The organism is Senegalia massiliensis (genome assembly GCF_900626135.1).
Lineage (GTDB): Bacteria > Bacillota > Clostridia > Tissierellales > SIT17 > Anaeromonas > Anaeromonas massiliensis.
On the sequence record NZ_LR130786.1, the window covers coordinates 697767 to 717040 of the forward strand.

Consider the following 19274-nt stretch of genomic DNA (forward strand, 5'->3'; position numbering starts at 1 on the left):
GGGTAACCAGCATCTTCACTGGTACTACAATTTCACCGAGTCCATTGTTGAGACAGTGCCCAAATCGTTACACCTTTCGTGCGGGTCGGAACTTACCCGACAAGGAATTTCGCTACCTTAGGACCGTTATAGTTACGGCCGCCGTTCACTGGGGCTTAAGTTCATGCCTTCGGATTACTCCTAAGCAGTCCCATTAACCTTCCAGCACCGGGCAGGTGTCAGCCCCTATACTTCGTCTTTCAACTTAGCAGAGACCTGTGTTTTTGCTAAACAGTCGCTTGGGCCTATTCTCTGCGGCCGGATTAAGCTTTAAGAGTAAATCTTATCACCTTATCCGGCACCCCTTCTCCCGAAGTTACGGGGTCATTTTGCCGAGTTCCTTAACAATGGTTATCTCGCTCATCTTAGAATTTTCATCTCGCCTACCTGTGTCGGTTTACGGTACGGGTACCTACTTTACTCGATAGAGGCTTTTCTTGACAGTGTGGAATCAGTTAGTTCGCTACTTAAATTTCGCTCCCATTCGTATCTCAGAATTGTTTTAGCGGATTTGCCTACTAAAACTCCCTACTTACTTAGACACACCAAACCAACGGTGTGATAACATATCCTACTGTGTCACCCCATCTCTCAAACGCAAAGAGGTAGTACAGGAATCTCAACCTGTTATCCATCGCCTACGCATATCGCCTCGGCTTAGGCCCCGACTAACCCTGAGAGGACGAGCCTTCCTCAGGAAACCTTGGGCTTTCGATGGGAAGGATTCTCACCTTCCTTTCGCTACTCATGCCAACATTCTCTCTTGTATATAGTCCACTACTCCTTCCGGTGTAACTTCAATCCATATACAATGCTCCTCTACCAACGCATAAAGCGTTCCGTAGCTTCGGTGGTAAGTTTGAGCCCCGGACATTTTCGGCGCAAAACCACTTGACCAGTGAGCTATTACGCACTCTTTAAATGAATGGCTGCTTCTAAGCCAACATCCTGGTTGTCTGTGTAGTCTTACATCCTTTTCCACTTAACTTACACTTTGGGACCTTAGCTGACGGTCTGGGCTGTTTCCCTTTCGACTACGAATCTTATCACCCGCAGTCTGACTCCTAAGAATATGACTATGGCATTCGGAGTTTGATAGGCTTTAGTAACACAAAGTGCCCCTTAGCCATTCAGTGCTCTACCTCCACGTCACTAATCTTAAGGCTAGCCCTAAAGCTATTTCGAGGAGAACCAGCTATCTCCGGGTTCGATTGGAATTTCACCGCTATCCACAGGTCATCCGATAGCTTTTCAACGCTAAACGGTTCGGACCTCCACGAAATTTTACTTCCGCTTCATCCTGCCCATGGATAGGTCACCCGGTTTCGGGTCTACGACATATAACTTAGTCGCCCTATTAAGACTTGGTTTCCCTACGGCTTCAGACCTTAAGTCCTTAACCTTGCTATATATCGTAACTCGTTGGCCCGTTCTACAAAAAGTACGCGGTCGCTCGTAAAAAGAGCTTCCACTGCTTGTAAACATAGGGTTTCAGGTTCTATTTCACTCCCCTTCCGGGGTTCTTTTCACCATTCCCTCACGGTACTATACGCTATCGGTCACTAGAAAGTATTTAGCCTTGGAGGGTGGTCCCTCCTGCTTCCCACAGAGTTTCTCGTGTTCCGTGGTACTCTGGATCAAAACCGGAGGTTAATTAGTTTCATCTACAGGACTTTCACCTTCTATGGTGGATCTTTCCAGATCCTTCGATTACTGATTAATTCTCCTTAACGGTAATGTCCACAACCCCAGTAAAGGAAACCCTTACTGGTTTGGGCTTTTCCCATTTCGCTCGCCGCTACTAAGGGAATCGATTTTTCTTTCTCTTCCTTGGGGTACTTAGATGTTTCAGTTCTCCCAGTGTTCCCTCAATTACCTATGTATTCAGTAATTGATACCTAAAGTTTATTTAGGTGGGTTTCCCCATTCGGAAATTCCCGGATCAAAGCCTGCTTGCGGCTCCCCGAGACGTATCGGCGCTTACCCCGTCCTTCATCGGCTTCTAGTGCCAAGGCATTCACCCTATGCTCTTAAAAACTTGACCGGTGAAATGTATAATTAGTCAAATGACTTACATTTCGCTAAAATTGTTTTAATATATTTCTGTGTAATTTTCAAGGTACAAAAGAGTAAACTAAAATTAATTAGTCTCTCAAAAATGAACAGTGTAGAAATTACTCCTTAGAAAGGAGGTGATCCAGCCGCACCTTCCGATACGGCTACCTTGTTACGACTTCACCCCAGTCATTGATCCTACCTTCGACACCTGCATCCCGAGGGTTAGCTCGGTGGCTTCGGGTATTACCAACTCCCATGGTGTGACGGGCGGTGTGTACAAGGCCCGGGAACGCATTCACCGCGACATTCTGATCCGCGATTACTAGCAACTCCAACTTCATGTGGGCGAGTTGCAGCCCACAATCCGAACTGGGATCGGCTTATTGGGATTAGCTCCCCCTTGCGGGTTGGCTACCCGTTGTACCGACCATTGTAGCACGTGTGTAGCCCAGGACATAAGGGGCATGATGATTTGACGTCATCCCCACCTTCCTCCGGTTTGTCACCGGCAGTCCCTCTAGAGTGCCCAGCATAACCTGCTGGCAACTAAAGGCAAGGGTTGCGCTCGTTGCGGGACTTAACCCAACATCTCACGACACGAGCTGACGACAACCATGCACCACCTGTCACCACAGTCCCCGAAGGGAAGGCCTTATCTCTAAGGCTGTCTGTGGGATGTCAAGTCCTGGTAAGGTTCTTCGCGTTGCTTCGAATTAAACCACATGCTCCGCTGCTTGTGCGGGCCCCCGTCAATTCCTTTGAGTTTTAATCTTGCGATCGTACTCCCCAGGCGGAGTGCTTAATGTGTTAACTGCGGCACTGAAACCTGTCGGCCCCAACACCTAGCACTCATCGTTTACGGCGTGGACTACCAGGGTATCTAATCCTGTTTGCTCCCCACGCTTTCGAGCCTCAGCGTCAGTAACAGTCCAGAGAGTCGCCTTCGCCACTGGTGTTCCTCCTAATATCTACGCATTTCACCGCTCCACTAGGAATTCCACTCTCCTCTCCTGTACTCAAGCTTTGTAGTTTCAAATGCTTACATTGGTTAAGCCAATGGCTTTAACATCTGACTTACAAAGCCGCCTACGCTCCCTTTACGCCCAGTGATTCCGGACAACGCTCGCCCCCTACGTATTACCGCGGCTGCTGGCACGTAGTTAGCCGGGGCTTCCTCCTTAGGTACCGTCAAAATTCTTCCCTAAGGACAGAGCTTTACGATCCGAAGACCTTCATCGCTCACGCGGCATCGCTGCATCAGGGTTTCCCCCATTGTGCAATATTCCCCACTGCTGCCTCCCGTAGGAGTCTGGACCGTGTCTCAGTTCCAGTGTGGCCGATCACCCTCTCAGGCCGGCTACCCATCGTTGCCTTGGTAAGCAGTTACCTTACCAACTAGCTAATGGGACGCGGGACCATCCTATACCACCGGAGTTTTGACTCATGCACCATGCGGTGCTAGAGTTTCATGGAGTATTAATCCCGGTTTCCCGAGGCTATCCTCCTGTATAGGGCAGGTTTCCCACGCGTTACTCACCCGTCCGCCGCTAGAAAGATTAAAAAATCATCCGAAGAATCAATTTTAATTTTCTCGCTCGACTTGCATGTGTTAGGCGTGCCGCCAGCGTTCGTCCTGAGCCAGGATCAAACTCTCAATAAAAATTTAAAGTTTGTTTTCCTTTGACCCAAAATTGAATCAAACGTTAGCTTAATTTAGCTTTATAATTTTACAACTTATAAGTTGTTGTTATCTACACTGTTCAATTTTCAAAGACCAATTTGTTGTCGCTATTTGCTAGCGACTCTTAATACTATATCAGGTTTTAAGTAACTTGTCAAGAACTTTTTTTATTTTCTTTTAAGTTCTTTTTTCTCTTTAGAAAGACAAGCTTTCCTGACGACTCTTAGTACTATATCAAAGATATATATACTTGTCAAGAATAATTTTTATTTATCTGCTGTACTTTATTATTTACCCATTCATCATATCTCTAAACATAAAAATACAAAATAAAACTGATATCAGTTTTATTTTGTATTTAAACATTATAATTTAATCTATTCTATTGGTTTCATTGTAGGGAATAGTAGTACATCTCTTATAGAAGACTTGTTAGTTAATATCATAATAAGTCTATCTATACCTATTCCAAGACCACCAGTAGGAGGTAACCCTACTTCTAAGGCATTTATGAAGTCTGTATCCATCATATGAGCTTCTTCGTCTCCAGCTTCTCTTTGTTTTAATTGAGCTTCAAATCTTTCTCTTTGATCTATTGGATCATTAAGTTCAGAGAATGCATTTGCTATCTCCCAAGTATTTATAAAAGCTTCAAATCTATTTGTAATTCTTGGATCTTCAGGATTTCTCTTTGCAAGAGGTGATACTTCTACAGGATGATGAGTTATAAATGTTGGTTGAATCAAATGCTCTTCACAATATTCTTCAAATAACTCATTTATAATATGTCCTCTAGTCATACCTGACTTTATTTCTATTCCTTTTTCTTTACCTATTTTTAATGCTTCTTCATCTGTATTAATTTCATCAAAATCTATACCTGTGTATTCTTTTACTGCATCTTGCATAGATAATCTTTTCCAAGGTGGAGTTAAATCTAATTTTTTACCTTGATATTCTATTTCAGTAGTTCCTAAAGCTTTTTTTGCAGCATAAGCTACAACATTTTCAGTAATTTCCATCATATCATTATAATCTGCATATGCTTCATATAACTCTATAGCAGTATACTCTGGGTTATGTTTCATACTCATTCCTTCATTTCTGAACATTCTTCCCATTTCATATACTTTATCAAATCCGCCTACAATTAACCTTTTAAGATATAACTCATTAGCTATCCTTAAATACATATCAATGTCTAAAGTATTATGATGAGTAATAAAAGGTCTTGCTACTGCACCACCTGCTATAGTATTAAGTATAGGAGTTTCTACTTCTAAATAACCTCTATTGTCTAAGTATTCTTTTACAGCTTTAAGTATTTTTGATCTAAGAACAAATGTCTCTTTTACATCGGGATTAACTATTAAATCAGTATATCTCATTCTATATCTTAAATCTGGGTCTTTAAGACCATGCCACTTATCAGGTAAAATTTGAAGAGACTTAGAAAGCAAATCTACTTTTTTTGCTCTAATAGAAACTTCCCCCATCTTAGTTTTAAATACTTCTCCATCAATACCTATTATATCTCCTATATCATATGTTTTTAATAATTCATATTCTTCTTCTCCTAAGAGATTTTTCTTAGCAAATACCTGTATTCTTCCTTCGCTATCTTGAACATCATAAAACCCTACTTTTCCTTGACCTCTTTTAGCCATTATCCTTCCAGCTATAGTTACAGATTCACCTTCAATATCATCATAATTATCTATGATATCCTTACTATGATGAGTAGGTTCATATTTCTCGATTTTAAATGGATCTTTTCCCATTTCCTTCAGTTTTTCTAATTTCTCTCTTCTTATCTGCAACAATTCATTTAAGTTATTTTCTTCATTACTCATCTTAGGCGATACCTCCATTTTATCTACTTATTTCTAATACCTTATATTTTATAATACCATCCGGAACTTGAACTTCAACTACTTCTCCTACTTCCTTTCCAAGTAATGCATCTCCAACTGGAGATTCATTTGATATTTTTCCATCATAAGGATCTGCTTCAGCTGAACCTACTATGGAATAAACAACCTCTTCATCAAATTCCATATCTAATACCTTAACTTTTGAGCCTACACTTATAACTTCTAAAGATATATCTTCATCATCTATTATCTCTGCATTTCTAACCATATTTTCTAGCTTAAATATTCTTTCTTCAACTTGTGCTTGTTCATTTTTTGCTTCATCATATTCTGAGTTCTCACTTAAATCTCCAAAAGCTATAGCTGTTTTTATTCTTTCTGCTACTTCTTTACGTCTAACTGTTTTTAATTGTTCTAATTCTGCTTCAATTTTTTTAAGTCCCTCTACTGTCAATACTACCTTTTTATTTTGTGCCATTAAATCCCTCTCACTTTCTTTAATTTAAAATTTCCCCTATTAGTTTTACATATATGTTCAATATTATAATTTAGACTAGTAATAATGTCAAGAACAATTAACAAGCTTATAAAATTCCTCTTTATCAACAATATCATTGTTAACTTTTACCTTAACAAAATCTTTCATTCTAAACCCATGATTATATTTATAAATAGAGGATGGAATATTAGATTTAAAATTAAAATTATCACTACTATAAAAAATAAAGTCTTCTACTATAATAGATTTACTTTCATTATAATAAATATTATTATATATATTAAAAATCACACTTTTTTCTTTTACCCAATTTATAAAATTTGTATCATCTTTAAAGTTAATTATTATATCAAACCTATTTACTTTTTTTATATCTTTTATTATTCCTAGTGACAAACCTGTGTCTTTTAATATATCTTCTGAAACTTTAACTGAACTAATTTCATTTTGACTATATATATAAATGTTTTTTATTGTAAATGGTATTTTTCTTATTAAATTTTTCAACTCATCTTCATCTTTATATATGATTAACAATTCTAGATCTTGTTTCAATTGATAAGATTTATTAGCCATATTTTTAATTATATGTGGAATAATTTTTAATTTAACATTTTTGGAACTATTATTACTTATTAAAATGTTCTTTTTAATAAGTTTATCTTCCATAGAACAATTATAACCATTTTCAAATATTATTGTGCTAATAGTATCTTCTATTAAATTTCTTTTTATTAAATTTTCTATCTTTTGTATAGTTTTTTCTTCAGATATGTTTTTTAAGGTAGTTAAACCTATACTATAACCTACTATATTATTATTAAATTTAAATTTTTCTATAATCTTTTCCTTTGAAAAAACATCTATCTTTTTTAATAAGTATTTTGGAACAAACTTATATTTTTTTTGTTCTTTTAATTCTTCCATATATCTATCACTATTTAATATATAAAGAAAAACATCCATACCTTTCACCTCCTATGATAAAGTTATTATTATCTTTAAGGTATTATATGAATGCTTTTATACAACTATTCTATGGAATCTATATATTCATTTAATAGATAAATTATTTTTTCTTTATTATTGAATTGATTTAATTGACCACGTATAGCTGAAGAGTTATGCATCCCTTTTGTATACCAACCTATATGCTTTCTTATGTCTTTCACTGCAATTTGCTCACCTTTATAATGTACTAATAACTCTAAATGTTTTATACACATATTTATTTTTTCTCTATTAGTCGGCTCTAATGGTAATATTCCTTTACTTAATAACTTTACAGTTCTATCAAATATCCAAGGATTTCCCCTTGCACCTCTTCCTATCATAACTCCATCACAATTTGTATATTGCAACATTTTTTGAGCATCCAATGGAGAAAATATATCGCCATTACCTAGTACAGGTATTTCTATAGCTTCCTTTACATTTTTTATAATATCCCAGTCAGCTTTTCCAGAATAAAATTCTTCTCTTGTTCGTCCATGTATAGCAAGTAAACTAGCCCCACTATCTTCTATAACTTTAGCAACTTCTACTGCATTTATATTATTGTCATCCCAACCTTTTCTTATTTTTACAGTAACAGGTTTGTTTGATACCTTTACAACCTCAGAAACTATTTCACCTATAAGTTTTGGGTCTTTCATTAATGCACTACCATCACCATTTTTTACTATTTTAGGTGTAGGACAACCCATATTTATATCTAATATATCAAAATCATCTTTATAATTTAATTTTTCTTTTACTACTTTTGCCATTATATTTGGATCTGAACCAAATATTTGAAGAGATACTGGTCTTTCTTCTCGTTTTATTTTCATAAGTTCTTCTGTTTTTTTATCACTATAATATAAACCTTTAGCACTTACCATTTCAGTATATATAAGTCCTACATTCTGTTCTTTACATATTAAACGAAAAGACAAATCAGTAACTCCTGCCATAGGAGCAAGTGCAACATTATTTTTAATATCTATATTTCCTATTTTCAAATCTTCACCTCAAATCTAAAAATAATAAACTCAGCTTACGCTGAGCTATTATTTTATTTATTTATCTCATGAATCATTCTTAGGCCTTCTAATGTAAGAAGCTTATCAACTTTATCTATGTTTTTAGATTCTTCTGCTATAAGTGTTGATAATCCGCCAGTAGCAATAACTTTAGCACTTTCCAAATTTAGTTCTCTTTTCATTCTATCAACTAAATGATCCACTAAACCTACATAACCAAATATTATACCAGATTGCATACTATTTACTGTGTTTCTACATATTACTTTTTCAGGTTTTGAAAGTTCCACCTTAGGTAGTTTAGCTGCTCTTAAAAATAAAGCTTCCGATGATATTTTTATACCTGGAGAAATAACTCCTCCTAAGTAGTCACCATTTTCTGATACTGCACAAAATGTAGTAGCAGTACCAAAATCAACTATGATAACAGGCCCTCCATATTTTCTGTATGCAGAAACTGCATTTACTATTCTATCTGCTCCTACTTCTCTAGGATTATCATATATAATATTCATACCTGTTTTTATTCCTGGGCCTATTACTAAGGCTTCTTTATTACAATATTTTATGCTCATTGCTTGTAAAGAATACATGAGAGGTGGTACAACGGAAGAAATTATTACTGATTCTACTTCAGTTAACTTATAACCATTATAACTAAAAAGTCTATCTATAAGCATCCCATATTCATCTGAAGTTTTATTCTTATCTGTAGAAATTCTCCAATATTTTAAAAGTTCTTCTCCTTCATATATTCCAAGTACTGTATTTGTATTACCTACGTCTATTACTAAAACCAATATTTCACCTTCTCTTAAGCTTTTTTCTTTAACCCTATTATTACACCACTTACTATTATCATTGCAACTATAACTTCCGGTATTCCATTTGCAACACCAAGTGCTAGTATTGCTTTACCTACATATTCTGTATCGCCACCAGTTAATTTAACAAACCTCTCTCCATAAAGTATATATATCATAAACAGGACACCTAACGTATTCGTAAGTGTTCCTACCGTAGAAGATATTATTATTTCAACTGCATTTTCTTTGAATTTTTTATATAAAAAATATCCTACTAAACCAGTAATTAATATTAAAATAACCTTAAACATTATGGATATAGTAAAAATATTATCTGCATTTATCAAATTATTATATAAATCATATGATAAATATGTGAGTGTTGATATCCACATTATGCCAAGTAATATTCTAGAAGGTTTTTTTCCTAATTTCTTAAATAAAATATAAGAATAATATGCAGTTATACCTATAAGTACACGTGGTAATATAGATACTAAAGGATTATAAAACAATGGTGATAATACTGTAGGAGCTGTTATCGCTCGTATTATGCTAAACATACCAAAAATTAAACCTACCAAAGCTCCCACTATTGGCCCTTCAATTATAGCTCCAATTATAACAGGAATATGCATTATTGTAGCATTTGCTGGTCCTATTGGTATAAAACCTAAGGGTGTTAATCCAAGTATTGCGGAAATTCCACCAAGCATACCAATAATAGTCAATTTTCGAGTAGACATTGACTTTTTTTTCATCTTCTTATTATTCATATTTTCCCCTCCGCTCTAGTTCTTTTAAAGATACTAGTCGTATTATGTGTAGGTTGCTAGCTACAAAACTATTTTAGCAGGTTTTATATTGTTTTTCAAATAAAATTTTCACATTTATATTAGAACATTTATACATAATTCTCTAATCCTCTAACAGAAATTTCACCAGAAATTATAGTTTGTTTATTTCCTAATTTATCTTCTACTATGAGTCTACCTTCTGAATCTAAATCTAAAGCTCTTACTTTAAACCTTTCTTCACCTTTTACTAAATATACCACTTTGCCTAATAAGGCTGATTTTTCACAACATATATCAAGAGTTTTATTTAATGATTTAGTTTCTAAAAAATCTTCATATAAATATTCAAATTTTTCTAATATATCTACAATCAAGTTTTCTCTATTAACAATTGATCCATTTTCAATCTTAATTGAAGTAGCTATCTCTTTTATATTATAAGTCAAATCTTCTTCATCCAGATTAGCATTAATCCCTATTCCTATGATAATATATTTTAATCTTCCAATTTCTCCACTCATTTCAGTTAATATTCCACATACTTTCTTTTTATTGATAACTATATCATTAGGCCATTTGATTTTATTTTTTATATCTATATTATCAAACGCCTTAGAAACTGCAGCTGCTGCTATTTGAGTGATTTTTGGTGCATCTTCAGGTGGAATATCAGGTTTTAATATTATAGACATCCATATTCCTTTATATTTAGGTGATATCCAATCTCTTCCAAGTCTACCTCTACCTTTAGTTTGCTCTTCTGCTATTATAACAGCTCCATTATCTTCATCTAAGGCTACATTCTTAGCCTCTATATTTGTAGAGTCTACAGTATCATAATAATAAATATTTTTACCAATATGATTTGTTGAAAGTTTTTCTTCTAATAATTCAATATCTAATATGTCCGGATAAGATATCAATTTATATCCTTTCCTAGATGCAGAATCTATAACATATCCGTCTTTTCTTAATGAAGATATATACTTCCAAATTGATGTTCTAGTAACATTTAACTCATTACTAATAGTTTCACCAGAAATATACTTATTTTTATTTTGCTTTAATATCTTTACTATTTTTGCTTTCATATTTTCTCCTACTATTTTAATCTAAGTCTATATCATCTATATGTTTTTCATTCACATATAAGTTACCATCTTTTGATATATTTTCATTTTCTACATTAACATAATTTGTATTTTCATCAACTTTAATACTTTCTGCAATATCTTTTAATTTGTCTGATGCTTTAATTAAATTCTTTTTTAATTTATCCCTATTTTCTTTTCCACCTTCAGGTGACAATAATAATGCAGCTCCAGCACCTATAATTAACCCAAGTGTTATACCTTTAAGACCTTTGCTATTTTCTTTACTCATTTTATTCACCTCTCCTTTTATTTATTATATCATTTAATATACCCTAAAATACAAGTATAATATTAAAAAGCGAACTAAAAAATGTTCGCTTTTATATCATACCCTTTTCTCTTAATTCTTCAACTTCTTTTTTACTTAAATTTAAATATTCATTTAAAACTTCTTCATTGTGTTCCCCAAGTAATGGTGCCGGTGTTCTAATTTCACCTTGAGTTTCACTCATTTTAATTGGTACACCCGGAACTTTTGTTTTCCCTGCCTTTTTATGTTCTACTTCTACTATCATATCCCTTGATAACACTTGAGGATCTTTTACCACATCTTCAATCTTATTTATAGGTCCATTAGGTACTCCTGCATTTGTCAAAATATCTTTCCACTCATCAGTAGTTTTTAAAAGAAATTCTTTATGTAATAATGGTCTAAGTTCTTCATAGTTTTTTCCTCTTAAAGGATTTGTTTTAAATCTTTCATCATTTATCATATCTTCTCTACCTAAAACTCTACATAATTTAGCCCATAAGGCATCATTTCCTGCCGCAATCATTATTTCTCCATCTTTAGTATCAAATGGCTCAAATGGTACTATAGAATTGTGTACATTCCCTGCAGGACTAGGAGAAACCCCATTTACAAAATATCTAGCAATAGCATTTTCAAGTATTGCTACTTGACCATCAAGCATTGCTACATCAACTTTTTGTCCTTTACCTGTATTATTTCTATAATTTAATGCTGAAAGTATTCCTATAGTAGTAAATAAACCTGCAGTTATATCTCCTATAGAAGGACCTACCCTTGTAGGTTTTCCACCTTTTTGTCCAGTTATACTCATTATTCCTCCCATAGCTTGAACTATTGCATCATATGCTGGTCTTTTGCTATATGGTCCAGTATGACCAAACCCAGATGCTGCTGCATATATTAATCTAGGATTAATCTCCTTTAATTTCTCATATCCAAGACCTAATTTTTCCATTGTTCCTGGTCTATAATTTTCAACTACAATATCTGCTTGTTTAACCATTTCTATAAACATTTCTTTTGTTTTTTCTTCTTTTAAATTCATTGTAATACTTTTTTTATTTCTATTCAGACTCATAAAATATGCACTTTCTCCATTTTCATAAGGTCCAAAATGCCTAGAGTCATCACCTATATCTGGTCTTTCTATCTTTATGATTTCTGCTCCCATATCTCCAAGTATCATAGTACAATATGGCCCTGCAAGTACTCTGGTTAAATCTAATACTTTAAGTCCTTCTAATGATTGCGGCATAAACTTACCTCCTTATATTTTTATATTAAAACTAGAATACTTTCATGTGAAAGTATTCTAGTTTGATTTTATCATATTTTATACTTATCCTACTATACCTATAAGAATTAATAAAGCTCCAAATAGAACTCCACCAAATCCTAATATAAGTAATTGTCCAAATAATTTTTGTTTATCTTCTTCTTCAGGTGCATTTGCCATTGCAAGTGCTCCAAGTGTTGATAAAGGAGAATTAGTTACAAAATGTGATCCAAGTATTATCGCTGTAATAAGTGTAGGTCCTGATACACCATTCAACCTTTCTACAAGCCCTGGAACTGTTGTTATAAGTGTAGGCATAACTACACCGGAAGCAGATGATACAGCTGACATAAGACCAGCTATTATTGATATTATAGGAGCAGCTGTCGTAGAATTCATAAATGTAGATAACCCATCAGTTAAATAATCTATTCCTCCTGCTATAGTAACTACATTTACAAGCACACCAACTCCTGTTACAAGTAATAATGTTCCCCATGGTATTGCTGCTATAGTTTTCTTCTGATCTGCTGACTTTAAAAGAAGTAATATAACTCCACCTACAAATGCTGAAAAACCTATATGTGCTTTAAAACCTATTATAGCTACTACTACTAAGCCTATTACTACTAATGTATTTATCTGAATTTTATTAAAAGGAGCAGGCTTTACTTTATCTGCTGACATATCCTTTTTTAATTTAAATCCACCTAAAGCAAAGTATAAAACAGCTGCAACTATAACTTGAGCTATTATCATATTAATAAAGACATGCATACTTGTATCATAACCTGCTGCCTGTGCAAGTTGTGTTCCAATTATACCTGTAGGAGCTATTGGCGAAAGACCTCCAGCATTGGCTCCAGATATTACCATAGCAGCCATTAGTAGTGAACTGATTTTCTCTTCATTTCCTACTGCCATAGCAATTGGTAATACTAATGCACAAACTGCGATATTACCAGGTCCTACTGCTGCTAATATAAGTGAAAATAAGAAGAAAAGTATTGGAATAAGTTTTCTATTTCCCTTAGCTAAATGAGATGATTTACGTGCTAATAATTCAAGTGTTCCGTTAACTCTTGCAATACTGAATAAAAATGTCATACCTACTAATATAAGAAATAATTTTGTTGAAAATCCTGCTATAAGTGGTTTACCTTTAGCAGCAGCGGACGACATAGCAACTAAATTTTCTACCCCTGGATCTGTAGATATATTTGTCATTACAAAAAAGCCTAAAATATATGCAAATGCTATACTTACAAGTCCTGTATTAACTCCTCTTTTAAATCCAATAAATATTGCTAATATTAAAACTAACAATGACACTAAACCTAAACTCATAAATTACTTCCCCCTTTTATTTTAAATCACTAAAAATATTTGGAATATTCCAAATATTTTACATCAAGTTTCTTTTAAGGCTAGCCTTAAAAGAAACTTGATGTATTAATTTTTAGATGTTCATCTAACCAAAGAACATTAATAATAATCCTGCTGCTACTGCTGAACCTATTACTCCTGCTACATTAGGTCCCATAGCGTGCATTAGTAAAAAGTTAGAAGGATTTTCTTTTTGTCCAACTTTTTGTGCAACTCTTGCAGCCATTGGTACTGCTGATACTCCAGCAGCTCCAATTATAGGATTTATCTTACCTCCACTTAATTTATACATTACACGTCCAAATAATACTCCAGTTGCTGTTCCTACTGAAAAAGCAACAAGACCTAGTGCAATAATACTTAAAGTTTCAGGTGTTAAGAATAATTCTGCTTTAGCTTTTGCTCCAACTGTAATTCCAAGAAGTATTGTCACTATGTACATAAGTGAGTTTTGAGTTGTTTCTGTTAGTTTTGGAACTACTCCTGATTCTCTTATTAAGTTACCTAACATTAACATACCAATTAAAGCTGCTGCTGATGGTAATAAAAGAATGGTAAATAGTGCTACAACTATAGGAAACAATACCTTTTCAGTTTTTGAAACAGGTCTTAGTTGTTCCATTTTTACTTGTCTTTGCTCTTTTGTTGTAAGTGCTTTCATTATAGGTGGTTGTATTATAGGTACTAATGCCATATATGAATAAGCAGCTATTGCAATAGGACCTAATAAATCTGGTGCAAGTTTTGATGTTAAAAATAAAGCTGTAGGTCCATCTGCTCCTCCTATAATAGCAACTGATGCTGCTTCTGGTCCTGAAAAGCTAACAAATGGTATTATTTTGTTTAAAAATATTGCTCCTAAAAATGTAAAGAATATACCAAATTGTGCTGCTGCTCCAAGTAATAAACTTTTGGGATTAGCAATTAAAGGGCCAAAATCTGTTCCTGCTCCTACGCATAGAAAAATAAGAGGAGGGTAAATTCCAAGTTCTGTTCCTTGGTAAATATAATATAAAAGTCCCCCTTCATCCATAAGCCCTGCAAGTGGCATATTTACAAGTAACATACCGAATGCTATGGGTATTAATAAATAAGGCTCATATCCTTTTTTAATAGCTAGATATAGAAATATTAATGCTATACCTATCATAATAAATTCTCCAAGAGTCATAGCTGCAAAGCCGGTACTCTCCCAAAATTCGAGTAAAATATCCATCTAGAGTTACCTTCCTTTCTATTAGTAATATTATTCTAAGGATATTAATGGGTCTCCTGAATTAACAGATGCTCCCTTAGAAGTATTTACTGCTGCAACTTTTCCACTTCTTGGTGCTACTATTTCATTTTCCATTTTCATAGCTTCAAGTATTAATAAAACATCTCCCTCAGAAACACTATCCCCTTCTGATACTTTTATATCTAATACTGAACCAGGCATAGGTGCGCTAACTGTCTCTGCACCTTGTGGTACAGCTTTTGGTGTAGAAGCTTTTGGTTTTTCTTGTTTTTTAGGTTGTGGTGCTGGAGATGGTTCTGGTCTTTTTACTTGTGTAGTAACTTGACTAGGTCTTGACTCACTTGAACTTGCTCCTACTTCTTCTACTTCAACCTCGTAAGTATTTCCATTTACAGATATATTATATTTTTTCATATTGATATCCTCCTTATTTCATTTTACTTATCTTATTATATACTGCTCTTTCTCGTCCCGCCTTCATCCATATTGGAGAAGTTTGTTGAATTCTTCTTATATTCTTTATATTTATATTCTCTACTCTACTTCCAGTATGTGCTGCTATTGCTGCTGCAATAACTGCAACTATTTCTTCATCATTATCAACTATTTCTTCTGTACCCTCTGCAATTGCATTGTCTCCAATAGGAGGAGTTTCTTTTTTAACAGATGTCTTTTTGGAATCATCTTTATAAAATATTGCTTTAAACCCACCTAATATCAAAGAGATAATGATAAGCGTGAGAAATACTATACCCATACTAAATAGAGTCACTATTAATCCTTCTGAAAGATTAACTCCATCTTGTAAATTCATCTACTCTCACCTCTCTAACTAATAGTATTATAACGGAAGATTACCATGCTTCTTAGCTGGCATTTCTTCTCTTTTACTTGCTAACATATCAAAAGCATTTATTATTCTTGGTCTAGTTAATTGAGGTTCTATTACATCATCAATGTATCCTCTAGATGCTGCCACATAAGGATTTGCTACAGTATCTCTATACTCACCTATTTTTTCACTTCTTGTCTTTATAGCATCTTCTGAATTTTTTATTTCTTTTCTAAAGATTATATTTGCTGCACCTTCTGGCCCCATTACTGCTATTTCTGCACTAGGCCAAGCAAGTACAAAATCTGATTTAAGATGTCTTGAACACATTGCAATATATGCTCCACCATAAGCTTTTCTTAATATTACAGTAACTTTTGGTACCGTAGCTTCAGAGTATGCATATAACATTTTAGCCCCATGTCTTATAATTCCACCATATTCTTGTCCAGTTCCTGGTAAAAATCCTGGAACATCTACGAGAGTTAGAAGTGGGATGTTAAATGCATCACAAGTTCTTATGAATCTTGCTGCCTTGTCTGAAGCATTTATATCTAAACATCCTGCTAAAACTTTTGGTTGATTAGCTATTACACCTACTGATCTACCATTTAGTCTCATAAATCCTGTCATTATATTTTGTGCATAATATGGTTGTACTTCTAAAAACTCACCATTATCTCCTAATATAGATATTATATCTTTCATATCATAAGGCTTATTTGGATTTTCTGGTATTATCTCATTTAATTTTTCTTCTATACGATTTATATCATCTTGTGAATCAAAGCTTGGAGCATCTTCTAAATTATTAGAAGGTAAGAAACTAAGTAATGTCTTGATATTATCTAATGTTTCTTCTTCTGTATTATTTATAAAATGTGCTACACCACTAGTACTGTTATGTGTCATAGCTCCACCTAATTCTTCAGCTGAAACTTCTTCTCCTGTAACTGTCTTTATAACTTGTGGACCAGTTATAAACATTTTACTTGTATTATCTACCATAAATATAAAGTCAGTTAAAGCTGGAGAATATACCGCTCCACCTGCACATGGACCCATTATAACTGATATTTGAGGTATTACACCTGAAGCTTTAGTATTGTTATAGAATATATTTCCATATCCAAAAAGTGCATCTACACCTTCTTGTATTCTTGCTCCACCAGAATCATTTATACCAATTAAAGGAGCACCTACTTTAATTGCCATTTCTTGTACTTTACAAATTTTTGCTGCATGCATTTCACCAAGTGAACCACCTATCACAGTGAAATCTTGAGCAAATACATATATTAATCTTCCATTGATAGTTCCATATCCTGTAACAACACCTTCACCAGGAGCCTTTTTCTTTTCCATGCCAAAATTAGTACATCTATGTTCAATAAATGCATCTATTTCAATAAAACTACCATCATCTAATAAATATTCTATTCTTTCTCTTGCAGTCATTTTACCTTTTGCATGTTGTTTTTCAATACTCTTTTCTCCACCGCCAAGTCTTATATTTTCTTTTCTTTGGCGTAATTCTTCTACTCTTTTATTAGACATTTATAAACCTCCTAGCCACATTAATCTCTTTGGCATAATTCTATTAATACACCATGAGTACTTTTTGGATGTAAAAATGCTATTTTTGCTCCACCAGCACCATATCTTGGTTTTTCATCAATCATTCTTATACCTTTTTCTTTCATTTCTTCTATAGCTTTTTCTATATTATCTACTCTATAAGCTATATGTTGAACACCTTGACCCTTTTTTTCAATATATTTTGCTATAGGACCGTCTTTATCTGTAGATTCCAATAATTCCATTTCTGTATCACCTATAGGTAAAAATGCAACTTTTACCTTTTGCTCCTCTACAGTTTCTGTACCTTGTAAATCCATACCTAAAACATCTGTATAAAATTTTAATGTTTCCTCTAAATCTTTTACAGCTATACCTATATGATCTACTTTACCTACCATTTTACATTCCTCCTTTAAATAATAGCATTAAATAATTCATCCTTAGCACTATAAGGATCTACTTCTTTATTGTACACGTCTTTTAATATGTTGTCTAAAAGATTATATATATCTCTATCATTAAATATTCTAGACTTAATTTCTTGTTCAACTAAATCTATTATCTCAGATCTCAGTCTCTCCGTTCTCTTACCTTCTAATTCCCCAGATGATACTAAGTACTCCTTATGACAGATAATTTCTTTCACTAAATCTTTTATTCCTTCATTTTGACTTGCTATAACATTTAATATAGGTGGCTTTTTATCAGAATTATCCATTTCCACCATCATCTTTATTTCCCCTGTAGTTCTCTCAGCTCCATCTAAATCACTTTTATTTATAGCAAAAATATCTGCAATTTCCATTATACCTGCCTTTATAGCTTGAATATCATCTCCAAGTCCTGGTACCATCACCATAACAACTGTATCCGCTGTTTTAACTATATCAACTTCAGATTGTCCTACGCCTACAGTTTCAATGAAAATATAGTCACATCCAAAAGCATCAAATATTTTTATAGCTGCATATGTTGCTTTTGAAAGCCCACCTAAGTGTCCTCTTGTTCCCATACTCCTTATAAATACATTAGGGTCAGTTGATAGTTTATTCATTCTTATTCTATCTCCTAATATTGAACCACCAGTGAAAGGACTAGTGGGATCTATAGCAATGATTCCCACTTTTTTACCCTTATCACTTAATTCTTTACTCAATCTATAAGTAAGTGTTGATTTTCCTCCACCAGGTGGTCCTGTAATTCCTACAATATGAGCATTTCCTGTGTATTTATATATTTCTTTTAAAATTTCTAAAGCTCCTTTTTCATTATTTTCAGCTTTAGTAATCGCTCTAGCACAGGCTCTTTTATCTCCTTCAAGTAATTTCTTTACTAAATCCAATATTAGCACCACCTAATTTTAGTTACTTCTTTAAGTTGTTTTTTATAAATTCAATAGTAGTAGTAGTAGGTGTTCCAGGTGTAAATACTTCTTCTATACCTGCTTTTTTAAGTTCTGGTATATCATCTTCTGGAATAACTCCTCCTCCAATAATAAGTATATCTTCTGCATCTTCTGCTTTCAATAGTTCAACTACCTTAGGAAACAAATGATTATGTGCACCTGATAATATACTTAAAGCTACAACATCAACATCTTCTTGTATTGCTGATGCCACTATTTGTTCTGGAGTTTGTCTAAGTCCTGTATAAATTACTTCCATCCCTGCATCTCTTAAAGCTCTTGCAATAACTTTTGCTCCTCTATCATGACCATCTAATCCTGGTTTAGCAACTAATACTCTAATAGGTCTATCCATTTAAAATCCTCCTAATC

17 protein-coding genes and 2 rRNA genes are annotated in these 19274 nt (G+C 33.8%); all 19 read right to left on the minus strand.

The features are described 5' to 3' along the window. The 19 genes from E0D94_RS13485 to E0D94_RS13575 all read right to left on the minus strand — a co-directional run bounded on the left by E0D94_RS13485 (position 1) and on the right by E0D94_RS13575 (position 19257). Positions 1-2083: ribosomal RNA gene (locus tag E0D94_RS13485) — 23S ribosomal RNA — on the minus strand. 141 nt (positions 2084-2224) lie between these two features. Next, positions 2225-3757: ribosomal RNA gene (locus E0D94_RS13490) — 16S ribosomal RNA — on the minus strand. Together the 16S and 23S rRNA genes form the textbook arrangement of a ribosomal RNA operon. 398 nt (positions 3758-4155) lie before the next feature. Next, on the minus strand, positions 4156-5631 hold the full coding sequence (lysS, locus tag E0D94_RS13495) for a lysine--tRNA ligase (protein ID WP_130808058.1): 1476 nt from the start codon (positions 5629-5631) through the stop codon (positions 4156-4158). A 19-nt stretch (positions 5632-5650) separates the two neighbouring features. Next, positions 5651-6130 (minus strand): transcription elongation factor GreA, encoded by a 480-nt coding sequence (gene greA, locus E0D94_RS13500; protein WP_130808059.1) that lies wholly within the window; start codon positions 6128-6130, stop codon positions 5651-5653. Between the two features lie 87 nt (positions 6131-6217). Continuing rightward, positions 6218-7117, minus strand: a complete 900-nt coding sequence (locus E0D94_RS13505; RefSeq protein WP_130808060.1) for a hypothetical protein — start codon at positions 7115-7117, stop codon at positions 6218-6220. A 65-nt stretch (positions 7118-7182) separates the two neighbouring features. Beyond that, positions 7183-8154, minus strand: a complete 972-nt coding sequence (gene dusB, locus E0D94_RS13510; protein WP_130808061.1) for a tRNA dihydrouridine synthase DusB — start codon at positions 8152-8154, stop codon at positions 7183-7185. Positions 8155-8207: 53 nt separating this feature from the next. Continuing rightward, positions 8208-8975: a type III pantothenate kinase gene (locus tag E0D94_RS13515; RefSeq protein ID WP_130808062.1), complete on the minus strand. Its 768-nt coding sequence runs from the start codon at positions 8973-8975 to the stop codon at positions 8208-8210. Between the two features lie 14 nt (positions 8976-8989). Continuing rightward, entirely contained in the window at positions 8990-9757 is a 768-nt protein-coding gene (locus E0D94_RS13520; RefSeq protein ID WP_207289796.1) for an ECF transporter S component, read from the minus strand. Positions 9758-9885: 128 nt separating this feature from the next. After that, positions 9886-10869, minus strand: coding sequence for a biotin--[acetyl-CoA-carboxylase] ligase (locus E0D94_RS13525; protein ID WP_130808063.1), 984 nt, complete (start codon positions 10867-10869; stop codon positions 9886-9888). A 16-nt stretch (positions 10870-10885) separates the two neighbouring features. Beyond that, positions 10886-11161, minus strand: a complete 276-nt coding sequence (locus E0D94_RS13530) for a YtxH domain-containing protein (RefSeq protein ID WP_130808064.1) — start codon at positions 11159-11161, stop codon at positions 10886-10888. 91 nt (positions 11162-11252) lie between these two features. Then, positions 11253-12440: a CaiB/BaiF CoA transferase family protein gene (locus E0D94_RS13535; RefSeq protein WP_130808065.1), complete on the minus strand. Its 1188-nt coding sequence runs from the start codon at positions 12438-12440 to the stop codon at positions 11253-11255. A gap of 84 nt (positions 12441-12524) precedes the next feature. Continuing rightward, positions 12525-13808: an ArsB/NhaD family transporter gene (locus E0D94_RS13540; protein WP_130808066.1), complete on the minus strand. Its 1284-nt coding sequence runs from the start codon at positions 13806-13808 to the stop codon at positions 12525-12527. Between the two features lie 124 nt (positions 13809-13932). Next, positions 13933-15063 (minus strand): sodium ion-translocating decarboxylase subunit beta, encoded by a 1131-nt coding sequence (locus tag E0D94_RS13545; RefSeq protein WP_130808067.1) that lies wholly within the window; start codon positions 15061-15063, stop codon positions 13933-13935. A 30-nt stretch (positions 15064-15093) separates the two neighbouring features. Continuing rightward, positions 15094-15498 carry a biotin/lipoyl-containing protein gene (locus E0D94_RS13550; RefSeq protein ID WP_130808068.1) on the minus strand — a complete coding sequence of 135 codons (405 nt, stop codon included), beginning with the start codon at positions 15496-15498 and terminating at the stop codon, positions 15094-15096. A gap of 13 nt (positions 15499-15511) precedes the next feature. Further along, positions 15512-15898: an OadG family transporter subunit gene (locus E0D94_RS13555; RefSeq protein ID WP_130808069.1), complete on the minus strand. Its 387-nt coding sequence runs from the start codon at positions 15896-15898 to the stop codon at positions 15512-15514. 27 nt (positions 15899-15925) lie between these two features. Then, entirely contained in the window at positions 15926-17473 is a 1548-nt protein-coding gene (locus tag E0D94_RS13560; protein WP_130808070.1) for an acyl-CoA carboxylase subunit beta, read from the minus strand. Between the two features lie 20 nt (positions 17474-17493). Continuing rightward, the gene (gene mce, locus E0D94_RS13565; protein WP_130808071.1) at positions 17494-17895 is read right to left on the minus strand and encodes a methylmalonyl-CoA epimerase; all 402 of its coding nucleotides are present in this window, start codon (positions 17893-17895) and stop codon (positions 17494-17496) included. Positions 17896-17909: 14 nt separating this feature from the next. Continuing rightward, entirely contained in the window at positions 17910-18848 is a 939-nt protein-coding gene (gene meaB, locus E0D94_RS13570; protein WP_278044709.1) for a methylmalonyl Co-A mutase-associated GTPase MeaB, read from the minus strand. 13 nt (positions 18849-18861) lie between these two features. Then, positions 18862-19257: a cobalamin B12-binding domain-containing protein gene (locus E0D94_RS13575; RefSeq protein WP_130808072.1), complete on the minus strand. Its 396-nt coding sequence runs from the start codon at positions 19255-19257 to the stop codon at positions 18862-18864. Positions 19258-19274: the final 17 nt, after the last annotated feature.

What these genes read in the sequence shown, in the direction of transcription:
- E0D94_RS13540 (WP_130808066.1), bottom strand. Translation starts at nt 13,808, where the DNA reads ATGAGTTTAGGTTTAGTGTCATTGTTAGTTTTAATATTAGCAATATTT.
- E0D94_RS13560 (WP_130808070.1), bottom strand. Translation starts at nt 17,473, where the DNA reads ATGTCTAATAAAAGAGTAGAAGAATTACGCCAAAGAAAAGAAAATATA.
- greA (WP_130808059.1), bottom strand. Translation starts at nt 6,130, where the DNA reads ATGGCACAAAATAAAAAGGTAGTATTGACAGTAGAGGGACTTAAAAAA.
- E0D94_RS13525 (WP_130808063.1), bottom strand. Translation starts at nt 10,869, where the DNA reads ATGAAAGCAAAAATAGTAAAGATATTAAAGCAAAATAAAAATAAGTAT.
- mce (WP_130808071.1), bottom strand. Translation starts at nt 17,895, where the DNA reads ATGGTAGGTAAAGTAGATCATATAGGTATAGCTGTAAAAGATTTAGAG.
- E0D94_RS13575 (WP_130808072.1), bottom strand. Translation starts at nt 19,257, where the DNA reads ATGGATAGACCTATTAGAGTATTAGTTGCTAAACCAGGATTAGATGGT.
- E0D94_RS13545 (WP_130808067.1), bottom strand. Translation starts at nt 15,063, where the DNA reads ATGGATATTTTACTCGAATTTTGGGAGAGTACCGGCTTTGCAGCTATG.
- E0D94_RS13505 (WP_130808060.1), bottom strand. Translation starts at nt 7,117, where the DNA reads ATGGATGTTTTTCTTTATATATTAAATAGTGATAGATATATGGAAGAA.
- E0D94_RS13520 (WP_207289796.1), bottom strand. Translation starts at nt 9,757, where the DNA reads ATGAATAATAAGAAGATGAAAAAAAAGTCAATGTCTACTCGAAAATTG.
- E0D94_RS13530 (WP_130808064.1), bottom strand. Translation starts at nt 11,161, where the DNA reads ATGAGTAAAGAAAATAGCAAAGGTCTTAAAGGTATAACACTTGGGTTA.
- E0D94_RS13550 (WP_130808068.1), bottom strand. Translation starts at nt 15,498, where the DNA reads ATGAAAAAATATAATATATCTGTAAATGGAAATACTTACGAGGTTGAA.
- E0D94_RS13555 (WP_130808069.1), bottom strand. Translation starts at nt 15,898, where the DNA reads ATGAATTTACAAGATGGAGTTAATCTTTCAGAAGGATTAATAGTGACT.
- E0D94_RS13535 (WP_130808065.1), bottom strand. Translation starts at nt 12,440, where the DNA reads ATGCCGCAATCATTAGAAGGACTTAAAGTATTAGATTTAACCAGAGTA.
- lysS (WP_130808058.1), bottom strand. Translation starts at nt 5,631, where the DNA reads ATGAGTAATGAAGAAAATAACTTAAATGAATTGTTGCAGATAAGAAGA.